Annotated in this window: 8 protein-coding genes; 5 read left to right on the forward strand and 3 right to left on the reverse strand. The window is 54.9% G+C overall.

Translation table 11 applies throughout. The features are described 5' to 3' along the window. Nucleotides 1-1,896 carry a tetratricopeptide repeat protein gene (locus tag Poly59_RS08155; RefSeq protein WP_146533598.1) on the reverse strand — a complete coding sequence of 632 codons (1,896 nt, stop codon included), beginning with the start codon at nt 1,894-1,896 and terminating at the stop codon, nt 1-3. Nucleotides 1,897-2,112: 216 nt separating this feature from the next. On the opposite strand from Poly59_RS08155, the gene smc reads away from it, so the two are divergent. Both smc and Poly59_RS08165 read left to right on the forward strand, forming a co-directional pair. After that, complete coding sequence (gene smc / locus Poly59_RS08160) at nt 2,113-5,709, forward strand: chromosome segregation protein SMC (protein ID WP_146533599.1); 3,597 nt, start codon at nt 2,113-2,115, stop codon at nt 5,707-5,709. Nucleotides 5,710-5,791: 82 nt separating this feature from the next. Continuing rightward, nucleotides 5,792-6,718 carry a sugar phosphate isomerase/epimerase family protein gene (locus Poly59_RS08165; protein ID WP_146533600.1) on the forward strand — a complete coding sequence of 309 codons (927 nt, stop codon included), beginning with the start codon at nt 5,792-5,794 and terminating at the stop codon, nt 6,716-6,718. Nucleotides 6,719-6,765: 47 nt separating this feature from the next. Here the strand turns inward: Poly59_RS08165 and ppc are convergent, their stop codons facing one another. Continuing rightward, nucleotides 6,766-9,549, reverse strand: coding sequence for a phosphoenolpyruvate carboxylase (ppc, locus tag Poly59_RS08170; RefSeq protein ID WP_146533601.1), 2,784 nt, complete (start codon nt 9,547-9,549; stop codon nt 6,766-6,768). Nucleotides 9,550-9,722: 173 nt separating this feature from the next. Between ppc and ilvA the strand changes: the two genes are divergently transcribed. Together ilvA and Poly59_RS08180 are read left to right on the forward strand one after the other, a co-directional pair. Further along, nucleotides 9,723-11,243, forward strand: coding sequence for a threonine ammonia-lyase, biosynthetic (ilvA, locus tag Poly59_RS08175; protein WP_146533602.1), 1,521 nt, complete (start codon nt 9,723-9,725; stop codon nt 11,241-11,243). A gap of 130 nt (nt 11,244-11,373) precedes the next feature. Next, the gene (locus tag Poly59_RS08180) at nt 11,374-12,426 is read left to right on the forward strand and encodes an L-threonylcarbamoyladenylate synthase (protein WP_146533603.1); all 1,053 of its coding nucleotides are present in this window, start codon (nt 11,374-11,376) and stop codon (nt 12,424-12,426) included. A gap of 69 nt (nt 12,427-12,495) precedes the next feature. Here the strand turns inward: Poly59_RS08180 and Poly59_RS08185 are convergent, their stop codons facing one another. Further along, nucleotides 12,496-14,733 (reverse strand): SulP family inorganic anion transporter, encoded by a 2,238-nt coding sequence (locus Poly59_RS08185; RefSeq protein ID WP_246151489.1) that lies wholly within the window; start codon nt 14,731-14,733, stop codon nt 12,496-12,498. Between the two features lie 1,058 nt (nt 14,734-15,791). On the opposite strand from Poly59_RS08185, the gene Poly59_RS08190 reads away from it, so the two are divergent. Next, complete coding sequence (locus Poly59_RS08190) at nt 15,792-17,564, forward strand: potassium/proton antiporter (protein WP_146533605.1); 1,773 nt, start codon at nt 15,792-15,794, stop codon at nt 17,562-17,564. Nucleotides 17,565-17,755: the final 191 nt, after the last annotated feature.

A 17,755-nucleotide genomic window follows, 5' to 3' on the forward strand; every position in this document is an offset into this window, starting at 1 on the left:
TTATCGTCGAATAGGTGAATGAGAAGATGGGTTGGCGGGATCAATCGATGCCATTCGCTGGCGTGCGACTTGTGCATGAGGACTGTCGGCGAATCTTCCGATCAGGCTTCCGTAACACACAGTGGCCTCGCGTGTCCGCCCCAATTGTTCAAAAGACTTTCCCGCTTGAACCAATGACGCCGAAACCCATACCCCGCCTGGATCGATCCCCTCAACGCGGCGATAAGCTTCGATCGCTTCGGTAAACTGTGCCTGCAAGTAGTGCGTTTCGCCGATCAACCATTGAGCTCGTCCGCGTAAAGTCGCATCGACCTCGACAGCGCGGACCACACTTTCCAGCAGTGCCCGAGCTTCTTCGAAACGTGTCTTTCGCACCGCTAATTCGGCAGCCAAAAGGTCCACCAACGTTTCATTGAAAGCGTCACCACCGGCGGCCGAACGCGCCAGTGCGATGCGTTGTCCCGCTAGGTTTGCGTCTTTACCAACGGAAGTCTCTGCTTCGGCGCACCGCAGCAGCGTTGCAAAGTCGCTGGCCTGTCGACCATCGACTAAATGGTTCCACCACTGGGCGGCCTGCTCAACCTGTCCGGTCTGCATTAGCGACTCGGCAAACAGTTTCTCGACCGTAACCGATCGCGTTGACGATGGTGTCTCAATCTTATCGAGTTCAGATTCCGACGCCAGCGATAGCATCGACCAACGCTGAGTCCGGCCCGCCCAGCGGCAAGCTGCTTCGCGAGCTGCCGTCGACACCGTTTCGTCGGCCGCGGGCGAAATCAACGACGCCGCTAACCGTTCGGCTGCGTCTGGTTTATCTTGTTCGATCAGCAACGCCAGCAAATCGGAAACACCTTTGCCGGTCTGATCAATCGATGCCAGATGGCTGGCCAAGTTCATCCAAGCATCTTGTTGGCCGGCTTCGGACGCGATCGCCATTCCCATCGTGACCGTTTTCAAGTCAAGCTTTTTCAAATCGTTGGCTTTGGCACGGGCCATGATCCAAATACGGACAGATGGCGGCACTAAATCGGACGCAAGCTGGCTGTAACTGCGAACGACTTCGGTTGCTGATTCGGATTCCGGCCAACGGGTCAACAGATCAGCAATCATCGCAGCAGAATCGTCTGGCCGATTCGCCTGTCGCAGACACTCGGCACAAGCCCGCGTAGCTCTCGCTGCATCTGAGTGATTGGGATAATCACGAACGAATAGTGCCAATCGTTTTGCCGCAGCCATCGGATCCGTTTGTGAAACCGCCATCGCCCAGGCTGCTCCCAACATCGCGACCGGTTTTTGTTTTTCATCGGCCGCCGAAGCGGCGATCGCATAGGCTTCCGCAGCCGTGGTTGCATTTCCGGCCTCTAAAGCGGTGCCACCGATTTGCAGCCCGATCGTGACGGCTGACTGCACCTGAGCCGGCGTTGCGGCGGATGGCGTTTTTGTGATCTCAGTCAGCAACGGAAGCGCGTCCGAGTACTTACCGGACCGAGCCATCGCCGACGCCGCAGCAAGCCGGACAAAGATGACTTTTTCGGGGGGAATCGAGCCCGCGGCGGGTTGCTCGGACGCAAACACGGCGCGAGCATAGAACTCTGTAGCCGATTCAAGATCACCAGATTTCTGGAATCCGCGTCCCAATCGGGCCAGCACCATCGTCAGATCAACACTGGGGTCGGTCGCAGAATCAAGAGTTCGGGCGGTCTGCGCAGCCGCCGAGAGATCGCCAGAAGCAATCGCTGCGTCGATCCTCGCGATTTCGCCCATCGGATCGGCCGCGTGCACCAAAACAGCCAGAAACACCGCGAAAAACAGCCCCAAGGCAATCATCGCTGGCTGTTTCAATGTGTTTGTTACCGACTTCATCCCTGTCACCCATGTCTCCGAGTGGCGATCCATGCCCCTACACACCTGTCCAAATACCCTATTTTTCGGTCCCGAGGCAATGCCAACTGCCGTCGCGGACTGCCGGAAAAACGAAGGCGAGTATTTTGCCGCATGCCTACTTTGGGCTTCCGCAAAAACAGAGCTAGGCTAGGGCCTAGCTTTCATTTACTCTGGAATTAACGTTTTCTCTGCCGTTTCCGCCGATCCGAAGTCGATTCCGAACTACTCATGCTAAAAGCGCTCGAGCTAGCCGGTTTCAAAAGTTTCGCGGACAAGACGCGTTTCGACTTCCCCGACGGCATCACCGTCGTTGTCGGCCCTAACGGATCCGGCAAGTCCAACATCGTCGACGCCATGAAATGGGTGCTCGGCTCGCAAAGTGCCAAGAGCCTTCGCGGCAAAGACATGTCGGACGTCATCTTCAAGGGATCGCAGACCCGTGGCCCAGCGGGATCCGCCGAAGTCACTATCGTCTTTGACAACCCCGACGGCGCATTGCCAATCGATGCACCCGAAGTCCGCGTCACTCGCCGAGCCTACCGCAGCGGTGAAGGCGAATACCTGATCAACAATCAACCGGTTCGTCTTAAAGACGTCAAGAACCTGATCCGCGGCACCGGCATCGGAATTGACGCGTACAGCCTGATCGAGCAGGGCAAAGTCGACAAAATGCTCAACGCTAACGCCAAGGACCGGCGGGCAATCTTCGAAGAGGCAGCCGGCATCAGCCGCTTCAAAGCGAAAAAGGTCGAAGCCGAACGTCGTCTGGCGAGAGTCCAGTCGAACCTGACCCGACTGGGCGACATCGTCGACGAAGTCGGTTCGCGTTTGAAAAGCCTACGCAGTCAAGCCAGCAAAGCGGAACGCTATCGCCAAGCCAGCGATCGGCTAAAAGAACTGCGGATGCAGATCGCTTGGACCGACTGGACTTCGCTGTCGACCGATTTGACAACGTCCGAAGCCGAACTTGCCAAGGCGATTGTCACACAGACCGAACTGGAAACGCTTCGTACCAAAATGAGCGAGGCACGTCAGGTCGCTGACGGACAACTGCAACAGATCGCCGAAGACGCCAGCCAGATCGAACAACGTCGCGGCGGATGCTTGAATCAAATCGCCCAGTTCGCAGGCCGACGCGACGCCGATCAAGCAGCGATCGCAGATCTGCGTCAGATCGTCGCCAAATCGCTTCGCCGGGTACGGTTGCTGCAAACGCAAGCGGGGTCCGCCGCCGCAGAACTGCGCGGCGCGGTCGAGCGACTCGCAATGTACGAACAAGAACTGGCCGTCGTTCGCGGGCGAAGTGCCGATGCCGAAGCCCAACGCGACAAGATTGGACGCGAAGCCACCGAAGTTCGCGCTCGCCGCGACTCGATCCAACAAAAACATTTGGCGATCGTCCGCCGTGTCGCCGACATGGAAGGCACCCGGCAACGAACCGAACAACGCGTCGCCGAAGCCGGCCGCAACTTAGCCAACCTGGCTAAGCGCATCGCCGCCGCCGAAAGTGTTTTCGCGATCGCACGATCCGAAGCCAAGGCGGCCAGCACTCGTGTCGACGAACTCAAACGCAATATCGGTGAAGTCACCAAGGCCAGCGAACTTGCCGACGCCAAACTGCAAGAAAGCAAACGAACACTCGAACGACGACGCGAAGAAGTCGCGGCTCTGAAAATTCGCTTGCAAGGATTAACCGAACGCGAAAAAGTATTAGCTGATTTACAGCGACGCCAAGAAGGCTTGTCCGGTGGCGTCAAAACGATCCTCGAACAACTACGCGAGTCGTCGTCGCCGCTTGCCAATAAAATTCGTGGCATCGTTGCCGACTGTTTCGAAGTCGACTTGAAGGTCGCACCACTGATCGACTCAGCACTTGGTGAACGCAGTCAATACGTCATTACCAGTGGTGGCGCACTGCAACGCGCGATTGTGGATGGAACGCTAAAGATCAACAGCCGCGTTGGATTGATTCGCCTAGACGAATTGCCGGGCCGCCGACCGGGCGACCGCATCCGCTTGGATGGCCTAAAAGGCGTGATCGGGCGGGGCGACAAGATGGTCAAGTGCATCGACGACCTTGAACCGCTGGTCCGCCACCTGCTAAGCAACACGTGGTTGGTCGATTCACTCGAAACGGCATACGGGCTACGCAAATTGAGTGGCGCCGGACTGCGTTTTGTAACGTCCGCAGGCGAACTGTTAGAAAACGATGGCTCAACCGTGGTCGGTCCCGTCGCTGCTTCAACAGGTCTGGTTAGCCGCCGCAGTGAACTGGCGTCCGCCGAAGCCGAAATCAAACACTACCAGTTCCAGCTCAAAGAAGCCGAAACGGAAACCGCCCGTTTGGCGAAACGAGTCGACGAGGAAGCCGCCGCACTCGGTCGCATCGAGCAGCGCCACCGCGGATTGATCACCGATCGCGCGGCCGCGGAAGCAGAACTGCGTCACCGTGACGAACGGTTAACGGTCCAACAAACACTATGCGCTGAAATCACTGGCGAGATCCAACAATCGACACAGCTTCGCGACACCGCGTCCAGCGAAAACGTTCGGCTGCAGGCTCAAATCAACTCCGGACGGCAAGACGTCGAAGCACTCGAACTTGAAGCTGCCGAGGCTGACGAAATGCTTTCGGAAACTCAGACGGCACTGCAAACTGCGACCAGTGGCGTGATGGCGATCTCTGTCGACGTGGCACGCGCAGAACAAAAGTTCGAAGCTCTCTCGGCCACCATGCAGCAGCAAAAACGTGACCAGCATCAACGCGAGGCTGCCGTCGAAGAAGTCCGCGTGCAAGCCAGATCGGGCCGAACACGAATTGCCGAAGTGACGGCACGGGTTCTGGACGCGACCCATCAACTGGCCAAACTGCATGTTGATGCCGAACAAGCCAATGTTCAACTGAAGGAACTCGCTCAGTACGCTGCCGATGTTCGCCGCGAAAACCGCGACATCATGAAAGCCAGCGAACGGGCGATGAAAGACGCGACCGAAGCCAGCGCCGCTGTTCACGCGATCACGGCGCGCCGTGACAACGCCCGACTGCGCCGCGATACGCTGGCCCAGCGTTTGATGGAAGACTACGAAATCGACCTGCAAGCAACTGAGCCGCCAGAGGATCTTGCCGAGATCGATGACCGTGAGTCGATGGAGAACGAAATCGGTGAACTGCGAGCCCAGCTCCAACGCACCAGTAGCGTGAACATGGAAGCTCTGGAGGAACTCGAAGGGCTGCAATCACGCTACGACGAACTGCACGGCCAGTATCAAGACTTGACCGCGGCGAAAGACTCGCTGCAGCGAATCATTGGCCGTATCAACGCTGATTCTCGCCGCTTGTTCCTAGACACACTGGAAGCCATCCGAGTCAACTTCCAACAGCTCTATCGCAAATCGTTTGGCGGCGGACACGCGGACTTGATCTTGGAAGAGTGCGATGATCCGCTGGAAGCAGGCGTCGAGATCGTAGCAACCCCGCCCGGCAAACCGACCTTCAATAACTCATTGCTGTCCGGTGGTGAGAAAGCGCTAACGGCCGTCGCGCTGTTGATGTCGATCTTCAAGTATCGCCCCAGCCCGTTCTGTGTGCTGGACGAAGTGGATGCACCGTTCGACGAAGCAAACATTGGTCGATTCGTGACGGTATTAAGCGAATTTCTTGACCACAGCAAATTCGTCGTCGTCACGCACAGCAAGAAGACGATGACCGCAGCAACAACGCTTTACGGTGTCACCATGCAAGAATCGGGTGTCAGCAAGCGGGTCTCGATCCGATTTGAAGACGTCAGCGAAAATGGTGAAATTTCCGACGGCGAAGCTGCTTAATGTCTCACTTTGTTCAGCCGCGTTCCTAACGACGCCAGTTTTGCTTCGCCACCCGATTCACGAACTTCAGAGTCTCTCGCTCATGTTTCAGCTTGGATTCACCAGCGCCATTGTCCCCGAGCTGTCGCTCGAAGAAACCTTCGCCGCGGCTGCAACGATCGGATACGAGTGTGTCGAAGTCATGTGCTGGCCGCTCGGAAAATCCACTCGTCGTTACGCTGGCGTCACGCACATCAACGCGATTGACCTGGACGCCAAAGGCATCGACGAAATCGCCAACTTGTCGGCAAAATACGGCGTCGAAATCAGCTCGCTAGGTTACTACCCCAATGCACTCTCACCCGACCAGGACGAGTCACGGCAAGCCGTCCAGCATATTGGGGTCGTCATCAAAGCCGCGGCAAAATTAAACGTAGGCAGAATGACCACATTCATCGGTCGCGATTGGACAAAAAGCGTCGACGATAACTGGCCACGGTTTCTTGATACGTGGAAACCGATCATCAAACTTGCCGAAGACCAAGGCATCCGAGTCGGGATAGAAAACTGTCCGATGTTGTTCACGGCCGACGAATGGCCTGGCGGCAAGAACTTGGCGCATAGCCCAGCGATTTGGCAGCGAATGTTTAACGACATTCCCAGTGATCACTTCGGACTCAACTATGACCCATCGCACTTAGTTTTCCAGCACATGGATTATCTGACACCGATGGAAACGTTTAAAGACAAACTCTTCCACGTGCACGCCAAAGATGTCCGTGTCGATCAAGCGATGTTAGACCAGGTCGGCATTTTGGCTCACCCCAACCTGTATCATTCGCCAAAGCTTCCAGGGATGGGTGATGTCGATTGGGGCAAGTTCTTCAGCATCTTGACGGACACTGGTTACCGCGGGCCGGTTTGTGTCGAAGTCGAAGACCGTGCCTTCGAGAGCAGTTTGGACGACCGAAAATTAGCGCTCACGCAAAGCCACACGTTCCTGCGCAACTTCGTGCCTCGACTCGGATGATAGAACATCGCTGTTCATCAGTCGTCGCAACGCGATCGTCGCCGATCCTAGCCGCTTGTTCGCATCCCCGATGCCAAGCCGTTGATCGACAACCGAGCTAGGTACTGCAACTCTTGCTGCTGCTTGTCTTCGGCGTCTGGCGAACCAGCCCGCAATCGGCTTAGCAATTCAACTTGAATCAAGTTAAGCGGGTCGATGTAACGGTTTCGAACTCGGATCGATTCTTTCAACCACGGCGTGCCGGCTAACAAACTGTCGCGACCTGTGATGGCAAGAATCGCGTCTCGCGATAACGCATACTCTTTTCGGATCATGTCGCTGATTAACTGCATGTCGTCCGAGTGATCAGCCAATGACGCGTAGTAACCGGCAATTTCCATGTCGGACTTTGCGATCGCTAATTCGGCATTGTCGATCGTCGCTTGGAAGAAGGGCCAATCGCGATACATGGCTTGTAACCGCTCTGCCGCACCGACCGTCTCAAGAATCGACGCCGTTGCTGCTCCCAGTCCGTACCACGCCGGAATCAAACAGCGGCACTGAGTCCAAGAAAACACCCAGGGGATCGCTCGCAAATCCGACAAACTGTTCCCGCCCCGACGTCTCGATGGTCGCGACCCGATGGGCAACTGCTCAACTTCGTCAACCGGCGTGGCAAGTCGGAAAAAGCGTACGAAGTCAGGCTGTTCGATTAGGTTGCGATAATGGCCAAATGACTCCGATGCCATCTGGTGCATCGTTTCAGTCCACTCCGCAGGATCCGGTTCCGGCGGATCTCCGCCGGCCAACAACGACGACCAAACGACTTGTTCCAAGTGCCGATGCGCGATTTGTTCGTCGTCGTATCGGTCGGCGAGCACCTCCCCCTGTTCGGTCAAACGCAGCGAACCACGGAAAGTTCCGACCGGCAACGAACGAATGCTGCGTGCTGTCGGACCGCCGCCACGTCCGAGCGAACCACCACGGCCATGAAAAAACGTCAGCTCGATCGATGAATCGTTGGCAACGTTCTGCAATTCCTGTTGTCCACGGTACAGTGACCAACATGCCGACAAATAGCCGCCATCCTTCGTACTGTCTGAATATCCCAACATCACCAACTGGTGATCGTTTTGGGCCCGAACGTGATCACGGTAAGCGGGGATAGAAAATAAGTCCTGCAAAATACCGGGACCATTCTGCAAGTCTTCGATCGTCTCTAACAACGGCATGATCGGCAATTGCTTTGCAAAATCCTGGCCGTCGACATCATCGAACGCAAATCCCGTTTGACGCCACAACCATAGCACCGTCAGCACGTCGCTTGCCGACTGTGTCATGCTGATGATGTGACCGCCCACCGCGTCGGCCCCAAACGATCGCATCACACGATGAAGCAACTTAAACAGTTCTAGCGTATCGTTGGCTTCCGGCGACAACTTCGTAAAGTCGATCGTCTTTTTACCACCAAGCATGTCAGTATCGAGCGAATCGACCAACACTTTTCGGCGATGCTCTTCGTCCAACCCTTCGGCGTCAGCAATGCTGTCGACTAAACCACAGGCCACCAACAACTCGTTCATCACGCCGCTGTACTGACGCGCGTCTTGACGAACATCCAAACATGTCAAGTGAAATCCGAACGCCATGATCTGATCACGCCAGACCATGACCTCTTCGGCCAACAGACTACCACCAGGAAACTTCGTCACCGAATCAAGAAGTGCGGTGACATCGCCAGCCATTTCGTCGGGCGACTGATAGCTGCCCTCAATCGCAGAACCGTCCAGTTCAATCTTTTGAGTCTGCAGCAGACGCCATCGCATCACTGTCAACCAACGCCGACACAACTCGTCCGGCGGGACCGACGACACTTCTTTGTCCAGCGCAGGCCACTCAGTGATCGCCGCAGAAATGCGTTCGCCCAAGTCATGCCCCCAGGTCGATTGCATTTCGGACAAACTAAGCGAATCATAGAGCTGATGATGCGACTTTAAATGAAACTCCATCGCTGCTTCGCGGAGCCATTTGAAAGTCTGCTCAGTTACATCCGACGTGACACCTGGGTGACCGTCACGATCGCCACCGATCCAAGATCCGTAGGTGACACAGGGTTTCAGATTGAACTGGGCGTCGGGATAGGCAAGCGACAATGCATTCCGCAGTTCGCTAAGATTTCGCGGTACAACTTCCCACAACACAGGCTTGATCGACAACGCTCGCTTGACCTCCTGCATCACCGAAGGCCGCCAGGGACGAATAAAGTTGGTTTGCCACAGCTTTGCCAGTTCTGCCTGAATCGACCGTTCTAGCTTTGCCGTTTCATCCGATCGCGACTCGCTATCCAACTGCGCCATCAGCTCGCGAATCTTACGCAACTTACTGCGAACCGATCGACGCTTTGCCTCGGTCGGGTGAGCCGTGAATACTAACTCGATGTTCAGATGGTCAAGCAATTCTTGGATCTCGGCAGGCGACTTCCCCGCTTGCTTCAAATGCACTAACGCGCTCGCAATCGACTCGCGGCGTTCGCTGGTCAACAGATTTTTTTCGCGTTCGCGAAGCACGCGAACCCGTTGCCGGTCCTCGGACAAATTCAAGAGGTCAAGGAAGATACTGAATGCTCGGATCACAACACTCAGTTGGCTCGGCGATAGCGACGCAATCGATCCGCTCAATCGGCTTGCCGCGGCTGGTTGCCCGCTGCGATTATCCCAAGCTAAACGACGCAAGTCTTCAACAATGTAAAGCGCGTCGTCACCGGCAATTTCACGAATCGTTTCACCGAGCAAATTACCCAACATCGCGATCTCATCACGCAAACGCTCGGACGACTTCGATTCAACTGGCATCTGATATTCCTAGGCTTGATGGGCAAGCGAGCAGTTTCTATCACTCCTTATACGAAATCAAGTCGTCGCTCAGTATGGTTGGATAGCTGGACGTCAAACAACGATACCGGCTCGACAATTCCCCCTTATCTATTCGAGTTGCGATTTCCCTGCCTTAGGCCAGAATAGCTGACATGGAAAAAACACTCTTGGATTACCTTCAACGGATACTCACCGCCCGCGTCTACGACGTGGCGATTGAATCACCGCTCGAAATGGCTCCCAAGCTATCGACGCGTCTGAGCAACCAGATTTGGCTCAAACGTGAGGACACTCAGCCAGTGTTCAGCTTTAAGCTTCGCGGCGCCTACAACAAAATGTCGCGTCTATCGTCTGCGGAACTCAAACGCGGAGTCGTCTGCGCGTCGGCAGGCAATCACGCCCAAGGCGTTGCGCTTAGCGCCCAGCGACTCGGATGTCGCGCCGTGATCGTCATGCCGGTGACGACACCCAAACTAAAATCCGATGCCGTCCGAACCCTCGGTGGCGAAATCGTCTTTCATGGCGAAAGCTATTCGGACGCTCACTCTCACGCAGCGGAAATTGCCCAGCGTGACCACTTAGTCTTTGTTCATCCATTCGACGATCCCGATGTGATCGCGGGACAGGGCACAATCGGAATGGAGATCCTGCGCCAACACCAACACCCGATCCATAGTGTCTTCGTCGCGATCGGCGGCGGCGGTTTGATATCCGGTGTGGCGGCGTATATTAAAGCCGTGCGTCCGGAAGTGCGAGTCATCGGCGTTCAGATGGCGGATTCTGACGCAATGGTACGATCGGTCAAAGCCGGCAAGCGAGTCCCGCTTTCCGACGTCGGGCTTTTCTCCGATGGCACCGCGGTTAAGTACGTGGGCGAAGAAACATTTCGCATCACTCGCGAATTGGTCGACGATTTTGTCGTCGTAAACACTGACGCTGTTTGCGCGGCAATCAAAGACGCGTTTGAGGATACTCGCAGCATTCTGGAACCGGCCGGCGCGATCGGGATTGCCGGCATGAAAAAATACATTGCCGAACACCAGATCCAAGGCGAAAGCATGATCGCGATCACATGTGGCGCGAACATGAATTTTGATCGACTGCGTTTCGTGGCCGAACGAGCCGAGGCGGGCGAAGACCGCGAGGCACTGTTCGCGGTCACGATTCCCGAAACCAAAGGCAGCTTTAAACAACTGTGCGAGACCGTTGGGCAGCGACGCATCACCGAATTCTGCTATCGACTATCCGGCCAAGACGACGCTCATGTACTGGTCGGATTGGCCACGGAAAATCGAAGTGACTCGGAAGATATCACGCGTGCGTTCGCATCACGTGGATTCGAGTGCGTCAATTTGGTGAATGACGAACTGTCGAAAGAGCACGTTCGATACATGGTTGGCGGCCGCAGTCCATCGATCCAGAACGAACGAATCTATCGCTTTGAATTTCCCGAGCGTCCTGGCGTCCTTATACGTTTCTTGTCCTGCATGAATCCGGATTGGAACATCAGTTTGTTTCACTATCGAAACCATGGCGCCGACTACGGGCGAATCCTGGTCGGTATCCAGGTTCAACAATTTGAACAAACCGCCTTCGACGACTTCGTCACTGAATTAGGCTACCCTTGCGTCGAAGAAACCCAGAACCCCGCTTATCAGCTATTTTTGAGATAAGGGCGTTCCGCTATTTTTTAGACAAGAGTGTTGACCATAACGTCGGCGATGCGATTGCCTGCGATTTGCAAACGATGGCCAACCAATACGACTTCCTTCAAACCCGTTCCGCTTCTCTGCCGTCCCGTCCATGCCCCCGACCAGCCCACTTGTAAGTCCACCAGACGACGAATCGCTAAACGCTGCTTGCGAAGCGCTTGGCCGCGGTGAATTGGTGGCGATGCCGACGGAAACGGTATACGGATTGGCGGCCAATGCGTGGGACGAGAATGCGGTTGCCAAGATCTTCGCAGCCAAGGGTCGCCCGCGAGGCAACCCGTTAATCGTCCACATCGCGTCGATGGACCAACTTGACCGCGCCGCCTCGCTGCCATTGGAACCAGCCATCCAACACCAAGTTGATGCGTTAGCCGATCTGTGGCCAGGTCCGCTAACACTTGTACTGCCGGCCGGAAAGCGAATTCCGTCGATCGTCACAGCGGGCAAACCAACGGTCGCCGTACGAATTCCATCGCATCCAGTCGCGCAGGCGATCCTTACCCGTTGTCCGTTTCCGATCGCTGCCCCTAGCGCGAATCGATCCAAGTATGTCAGCCCAACGTCAGCCGCGCATTGCCAATCAGGGCTTGGCGAACACCTGGCCATGATCATCGACGGCGGCAATTGCAATTTGGGTGTCGAGTCGACGATCGTATCACTCGAGGTAACGGGCCCCCGATTGCTGCGTCCCGGCAACGTATCGGCCGAAGATCTGGCAAGCCGTTTGAAGGTTAGCGTTTTTGATCTGGTGTCGTGCACATCCGAACGGCAAGCCGACGACAAACCAATGTTGGCACCCGGCATGATGCGCGAGCACTATTCGCCGACAACGCCGCTTTTTATGATCGGCAATGACGTCGACAACATCCCCCAACGATCTAAGACTGGCCGCATCGCCTTCCGAAAACTGAGCGATGATGAAGCAAATCGCTACGCGGTGGTCGAAACCCTTAGCCAAGACGGAAACCTCGACGAAGTCAGCCGAGGTCTATTCGCCGCGATCCGACAACTCGACAATGAGGGACTCGACCGCATCATCATCGACATCTGCGAACCCATCGGACTAGGCCGCGCGATTATGGACCGCATCCAACGTGCGGCCGCAGGACACAACGCGAAGCCGCCAAACGAGCGAACCACTTAACTCCGATTTTCGAGTGTCGTCCTAACCGAAAAAAATTTGATTGGCGGACTAATCTCGCGATTGCTCAACCTAAGGTTCGATATCCGGCTTGTCGGAATCGAGGAATTCGATGACACCGGACTTCACGTCATACATGGCGCCGATCACTTTCACGCGACCTTCGTTGACGGCGTCTTGGATGACAGAACTGCGACTGATGATTTGTTTGACCGTGTGCCGAACATTCTGCCGTGCAACTCGATCAACCGTTTCATCTAGTTGATCCTTGGGAAGTCGATCGAAGGTATCGGCAGCTAACGCCGGTACACTCGGCTCAATTTCGTCGACGATCGATTGCAAATGCTCGCACCCCGTGGCCGATTGAGCACTCAATTTCTGGACAACAAACTTGACCGATGATGTCACCGCACCGCAGCGAGTGTGCCCAAGTACCGTCACCAGCTTTACTCCGGCCACACCAACAGCGAATTCCAAACTGCCTAAGGTCTTGGTGCCGATCACGTTGCCTGCGACTCGGACGCTAAAGATATCACCGACACCCAGGTCAAACACCAACTCGGCCGGCACACGTGAATCGATGCAACTGAGAATCGCCGCTAACGGATTCTGGCCAGCCGCTGTTGCGTCGACTTGCCGCCCCAGGTCGCGGTGCAATCGGGATCCACTTGTAAAGCGACGGTTTCCTTCACGTAAAATTTCGATCACTTGTTCAGCGGTTAGCTTGCCTTGAAGTTCTCGGGTCGAATAGTCCGCAAACTGGACGTTGTCGTTCAACTGATATTTGCGACGAAACCCCTCCAAGCTGACCGAAATATTCCTGGTCGGTGCGACGTTGTCTTTAAAATCACGAATCAAGCTCAACACATCCGGATCGATGTAGTCGGATTGGGAAGCATCAATTTTAAGGGCACTTCCGCGTTTCGCCTCGCCAAGCACTCGGTCAATCGCCGCGCGATTGAGAAAGCTGACCTGGCTTGCTAATTCAATATGCAGCACATCACCCGCCAAATGCGTTTCAACGATCCGGCGAATCGGACTACGCAAGTTGCTGTTAAGTATGAACAGAACACTGATCGCCAACCCAATCAGAATGCCAACCAACAGGTCGGTAAAGACGATCGCAATGACGGTGATGATGAACGGCAAAAATTGATAGCGTCCCTCGTTCCACATCTGCTTAAATATTTGGGGACTGGCCAGCTTGAAGCCTGTCACGAATAGAATTGCCGCTAACGCAGACAGCGGAATCATATTCATGTAGCGAGGTAGAATTGCGACACTGACCAGCAACAACACGCCATGAACAAGTGCAGAAAGTTTCGTCTTGGCTCCCGCACCCACATTGACCGAACCTCTCACCACAACCGATGTCACGGGCAAACCACCAATCAAACCACAAACCAAGTTTCCACAACCCTGCGCGATAAGCTCTCGGCTTGGTGGCGAGTCCCGTTTTTCGGGGTCCAGCTTGTCGACCGCTTCGAGATTCAACAGTGTTTCTAACGAAGCCACGACCGCAATCGTGATCGCCGCAATATAGACTGCTGGATTTCCGACTTGCGTGAAGTCAGGCAAACGCAAGAACCCAAAGAATTCAGAGAAACTGCTTGCAACCGGAATCTGGACCAAGTGCGACTCTCCGATCGCCCAATCCGCCCCGTAGGGTCGAAGGATCATGCTGAGCGCCACGCTAAAGAGCACGACGATCAGCGGCGCGGGAACCAACGATTTTTTCAGGTTAGGAACGCGATCCCAAACCAAAAGAAAGACCACTGAAAGCAAACCGATCACCATCGCTCCGACATGAATGTCGCCAGCGATCAACGTGAACAATTCTGTAAAGGTGTTCTCTTGGTCAGGTTGCTGGAACGACATTTCGCCTTCTGGGTCAGCGTCATGGCCAACCAGGTGAGGGATCTGTTTAAGAATCAAGATCACGCCAATCGCGACCAACAAACCCTTGATCACGCTAGATGGAAAAAAGGCTGACAGCGCCCCCCCCTTCGCGATCCCAAACCCAATCTGAATCACCCCCGCAACAGCGACGGCAAGCAGGAAAGCCTCGAACGAACCGAGGATCGCAATCTGCGCAGCCACGATCGCAGTTAGACCTGCCGCCGGACCGCTAACGCTGCTGTGCGAACCACTGATGGATGCGACCACAAGCCCGCCGACAATACCTGCAAGCAACCCCGAAAACAGGTTCGCCCCTGATGCGAGTGCGATGCCCAAGCAAAGCGGCAACGCGACTAAAAAGACAACCAGCCCCGCAAGCGTGTCGCGAAACATGGTATTCGGTGAGAACATTCTATATTGATGAGGCATCGATTAATTTGATCTATCGAGTAAACAAATGCGAGAAACATCGAGCGATAATACAAGGCCATGCTGTGCATCCTGCCACCGCACATCGCGGCAGACAAAAGACACCAAAACGAAGCTTGCACGTCGTTGCCAAGAGCCTCATCCAATTAACGCAGACACCCAGTCGATCCCTACCGACGGACTGAGAGACAAATTGCTTGCAGCACGAGCGCGTTTGTACTAGTGAGAGAGCCCAGCAAAAGGTGGGCTTAGCACCGCATCGGCGCAAGAAGGCCGTTCGCAATGCGATGGCCATCTGAATTGCAATGTGCAATCATTGGGCGATAAGGCCGCACCAACTTGCAGGAAAAAGAATCATCGCTGCAGAAGATCGAAACGTTCGCAGCACGATCTCTTGAGCGCCGTTTGCATTCAATGCTCTCGCTCGAAGTGCAAGACCCCCGTTCGTCAGCCTCTTCGGTTTCAGTGGATCGCTCGTTGCCGAACAGCGAGCGAGATGCCATCGCCGTGATCCCGAGACACGGGAATGCCAGCAGCAACAGCATGAAGAGTGACATCATGCTGCAGGGACGTTCAAGCCGGAAACGAAAGTTACAAATATCCACTTGCAGTACTTTGCGAGCGAAATGGACGACGATGAGTTAACCGCGATGATACTCTATCAGCGATACCCGCATGTGCAAGATCGGATCGGACGCCCTGCTCGCGATAGAACGACTGGCAGCAGTCGCCTTTCCACAGACTCACGAGCACGTTTCTGAAGTTTCCATCCATGAAACACACCCTTTTCGGCAGAGCGTTTCTCGGATCAGGCTATTGGACGGAGCCATTCGTTTTCTAGCGGCGTTGTTTCGTTGACACCATGGTCGCTGGGTTGACAAAGCCGCGAACCAAGAGATGTTTCATAGCGTCTGCAGGCTTTGCAGGCGGCGGTCTTATCGGCAATTCGAGGTTCGCCGATTTGGAGACCGCAATCGCACGATGCCGTGGTACTGCAACCTTAAGAATGCTTCCCTCGTTCCTTACAGTTCCACGATCTTATGCTCAGCATTGAAACGCTAATTCTGATTTCAGGCATCCTGCTTTTGCTCGGCATCGCGTCGAACAAGTTTTCGGCAACCATTGGCGTTCCAGTTCTATTTGTGTTCTTGGTCGTCGGAATGCTGGCCGGATCCGAAGGCATCGGTGGCATTGAGTTCGAGAACTATTCGCTAGCGCACGGAATTGGTACCGTCGCGCTGTGCTTGATTCTTTTCGATGGAGGCATACGAACGCCTTACGCTTCCATTCGATCCGCTTGGAAGCCTGCCGGCGTGTTGGCGACGGGTGGGGTGTTGATCACATCGGTGGTCACAGGACTAGCTGCATCGTGGATCCTTGATCTTACCATTTGGCAAGGGCTACTGCTCGGCAGCATCGTCGGTTCGACGGATGCATCGGTTGTGTTTTCGGTGCTACGCGGTGGCGGCGTTCACATTCGGCCCAAACTTGCCAACACATTGGAAGTCGAAAGTGGATCAAACGATCCTATGGCCATCTTTCTAACTGTTGGGCTGATTCAAATGATCAGTGGAAAGGTGCCCTTTGGATTCGAGCTCGTCACCTTGTTCGCAAACCAAATGATTCTTGGCACCATCGTTGGCTTACTGGTCGGTCGATCGGGGGCATGGTTGCTCAATCACTCACGACTAGAAGCTGCCGGATTGTATCCGGTGATGGCAACTGCGTTGGGACTTTTCTCATTCGGTTCTGCGGCCGCCATAGGCGGAAGTGGCTTCCTGTCCGTTTATCTAACTGGGATCGTGATCGGTAATCATCGGCCCGTATTTCATCGCGGCATTTTGCTTTTCCATGATGCGGTTGCTTGGATTTGCCAGATTCTGATGTTCACAGCGTTGGGAATTCTCTCGTTTCCCAGTCGATTGCTAGACGCCGCCGGACCAGCCTTGTTGATCTCAGCAGTTATGATCTTGGTCGCACGCCCCGTTGCAGTATTCATTTGCGCCGCACCATTCAAATTTGCTAACCGCGAACTGATTTTCTTGTCATGGGTTGGCTTGAAAGGCGCAGTACCAATCACACTTGCAACCTTCCCAATGATTGCAGGACTATCGAGCGCCTCGGTGATCTTCGATACTGTATTCTTCGTTGTGCTTGTGTCCGCTCTGGTTCAAGGCTGGACGCTACCTACCATTGCTCGATACCTGAAACTTGAGGTTCCAACGCGGCTTCCGCCGCCGGTGACGCTTGAAATCAGTTCGCTTCGCAACATCGATGGCGACATTGTTGATTACTTCGTTGACAAGGACTGCCGCGCAACGAATTGCATGATCAAAGACTTGGCGTTACCAGATGGGGTTGTTATCGCGTTGATCGTTCGCGATGAGCAGATCATTCCACCGCAAGGTCGATCGATCCTTCGCAGCGGCGATCACGCCATCTTGGTGCTGCGACCTCCAGTGCGTCCCTTGGTTGACCGAGTGTTCTCCCACCGAGAATCTGTCAAGAACGAGCTACCCGCAGAACTTGAGTTTCCACTAAGAGGATCGATTCGCGTACGCGAACTCGAACAGTTCTACGACCTGAATCTCGACTCGGACAAAGACGCCACGCTGGATACGATGATTCGCAAGCGTCTGGGCAAATCAAGCATCAAGATTGGCGAGGCAGTTGAATTTGAACAGGTTAAGCTGTGCGTGCGAGAGATCTCCGACCACGGAACTATCGAATTTGTTGGCATGGTTGTACTTCTGCAATCCGAAACCAATCGCGCCGAGGAAAAAAGCAGACATCAGGAATCGGGAAACGACTGATGTTTGCCGACCGAGACTAATCTTTCCCCCACCGATCAAATCGCACGTTCGAATTGAGATCGGACGAGAAGTACCGAAGGCGACCAAGTCACGTAAACAACGTTCGACGCCATCCATCGCGCGCCACTGAGACATCACGATGCCCTTTCGTTGACCTGCGAAACACAGCCTTTCGCAAACCTACCGACCTC

Source organism: Rubripirellula reticaptiva, from assembly GCF_007860175.1.
Taxonomy (GTDB): Bacteria; Planctomycetota; Planctomycetia; order Pirellulales; family Pirellulaceae; genus Rubripirellula; species Rubripirellula reticaptiva.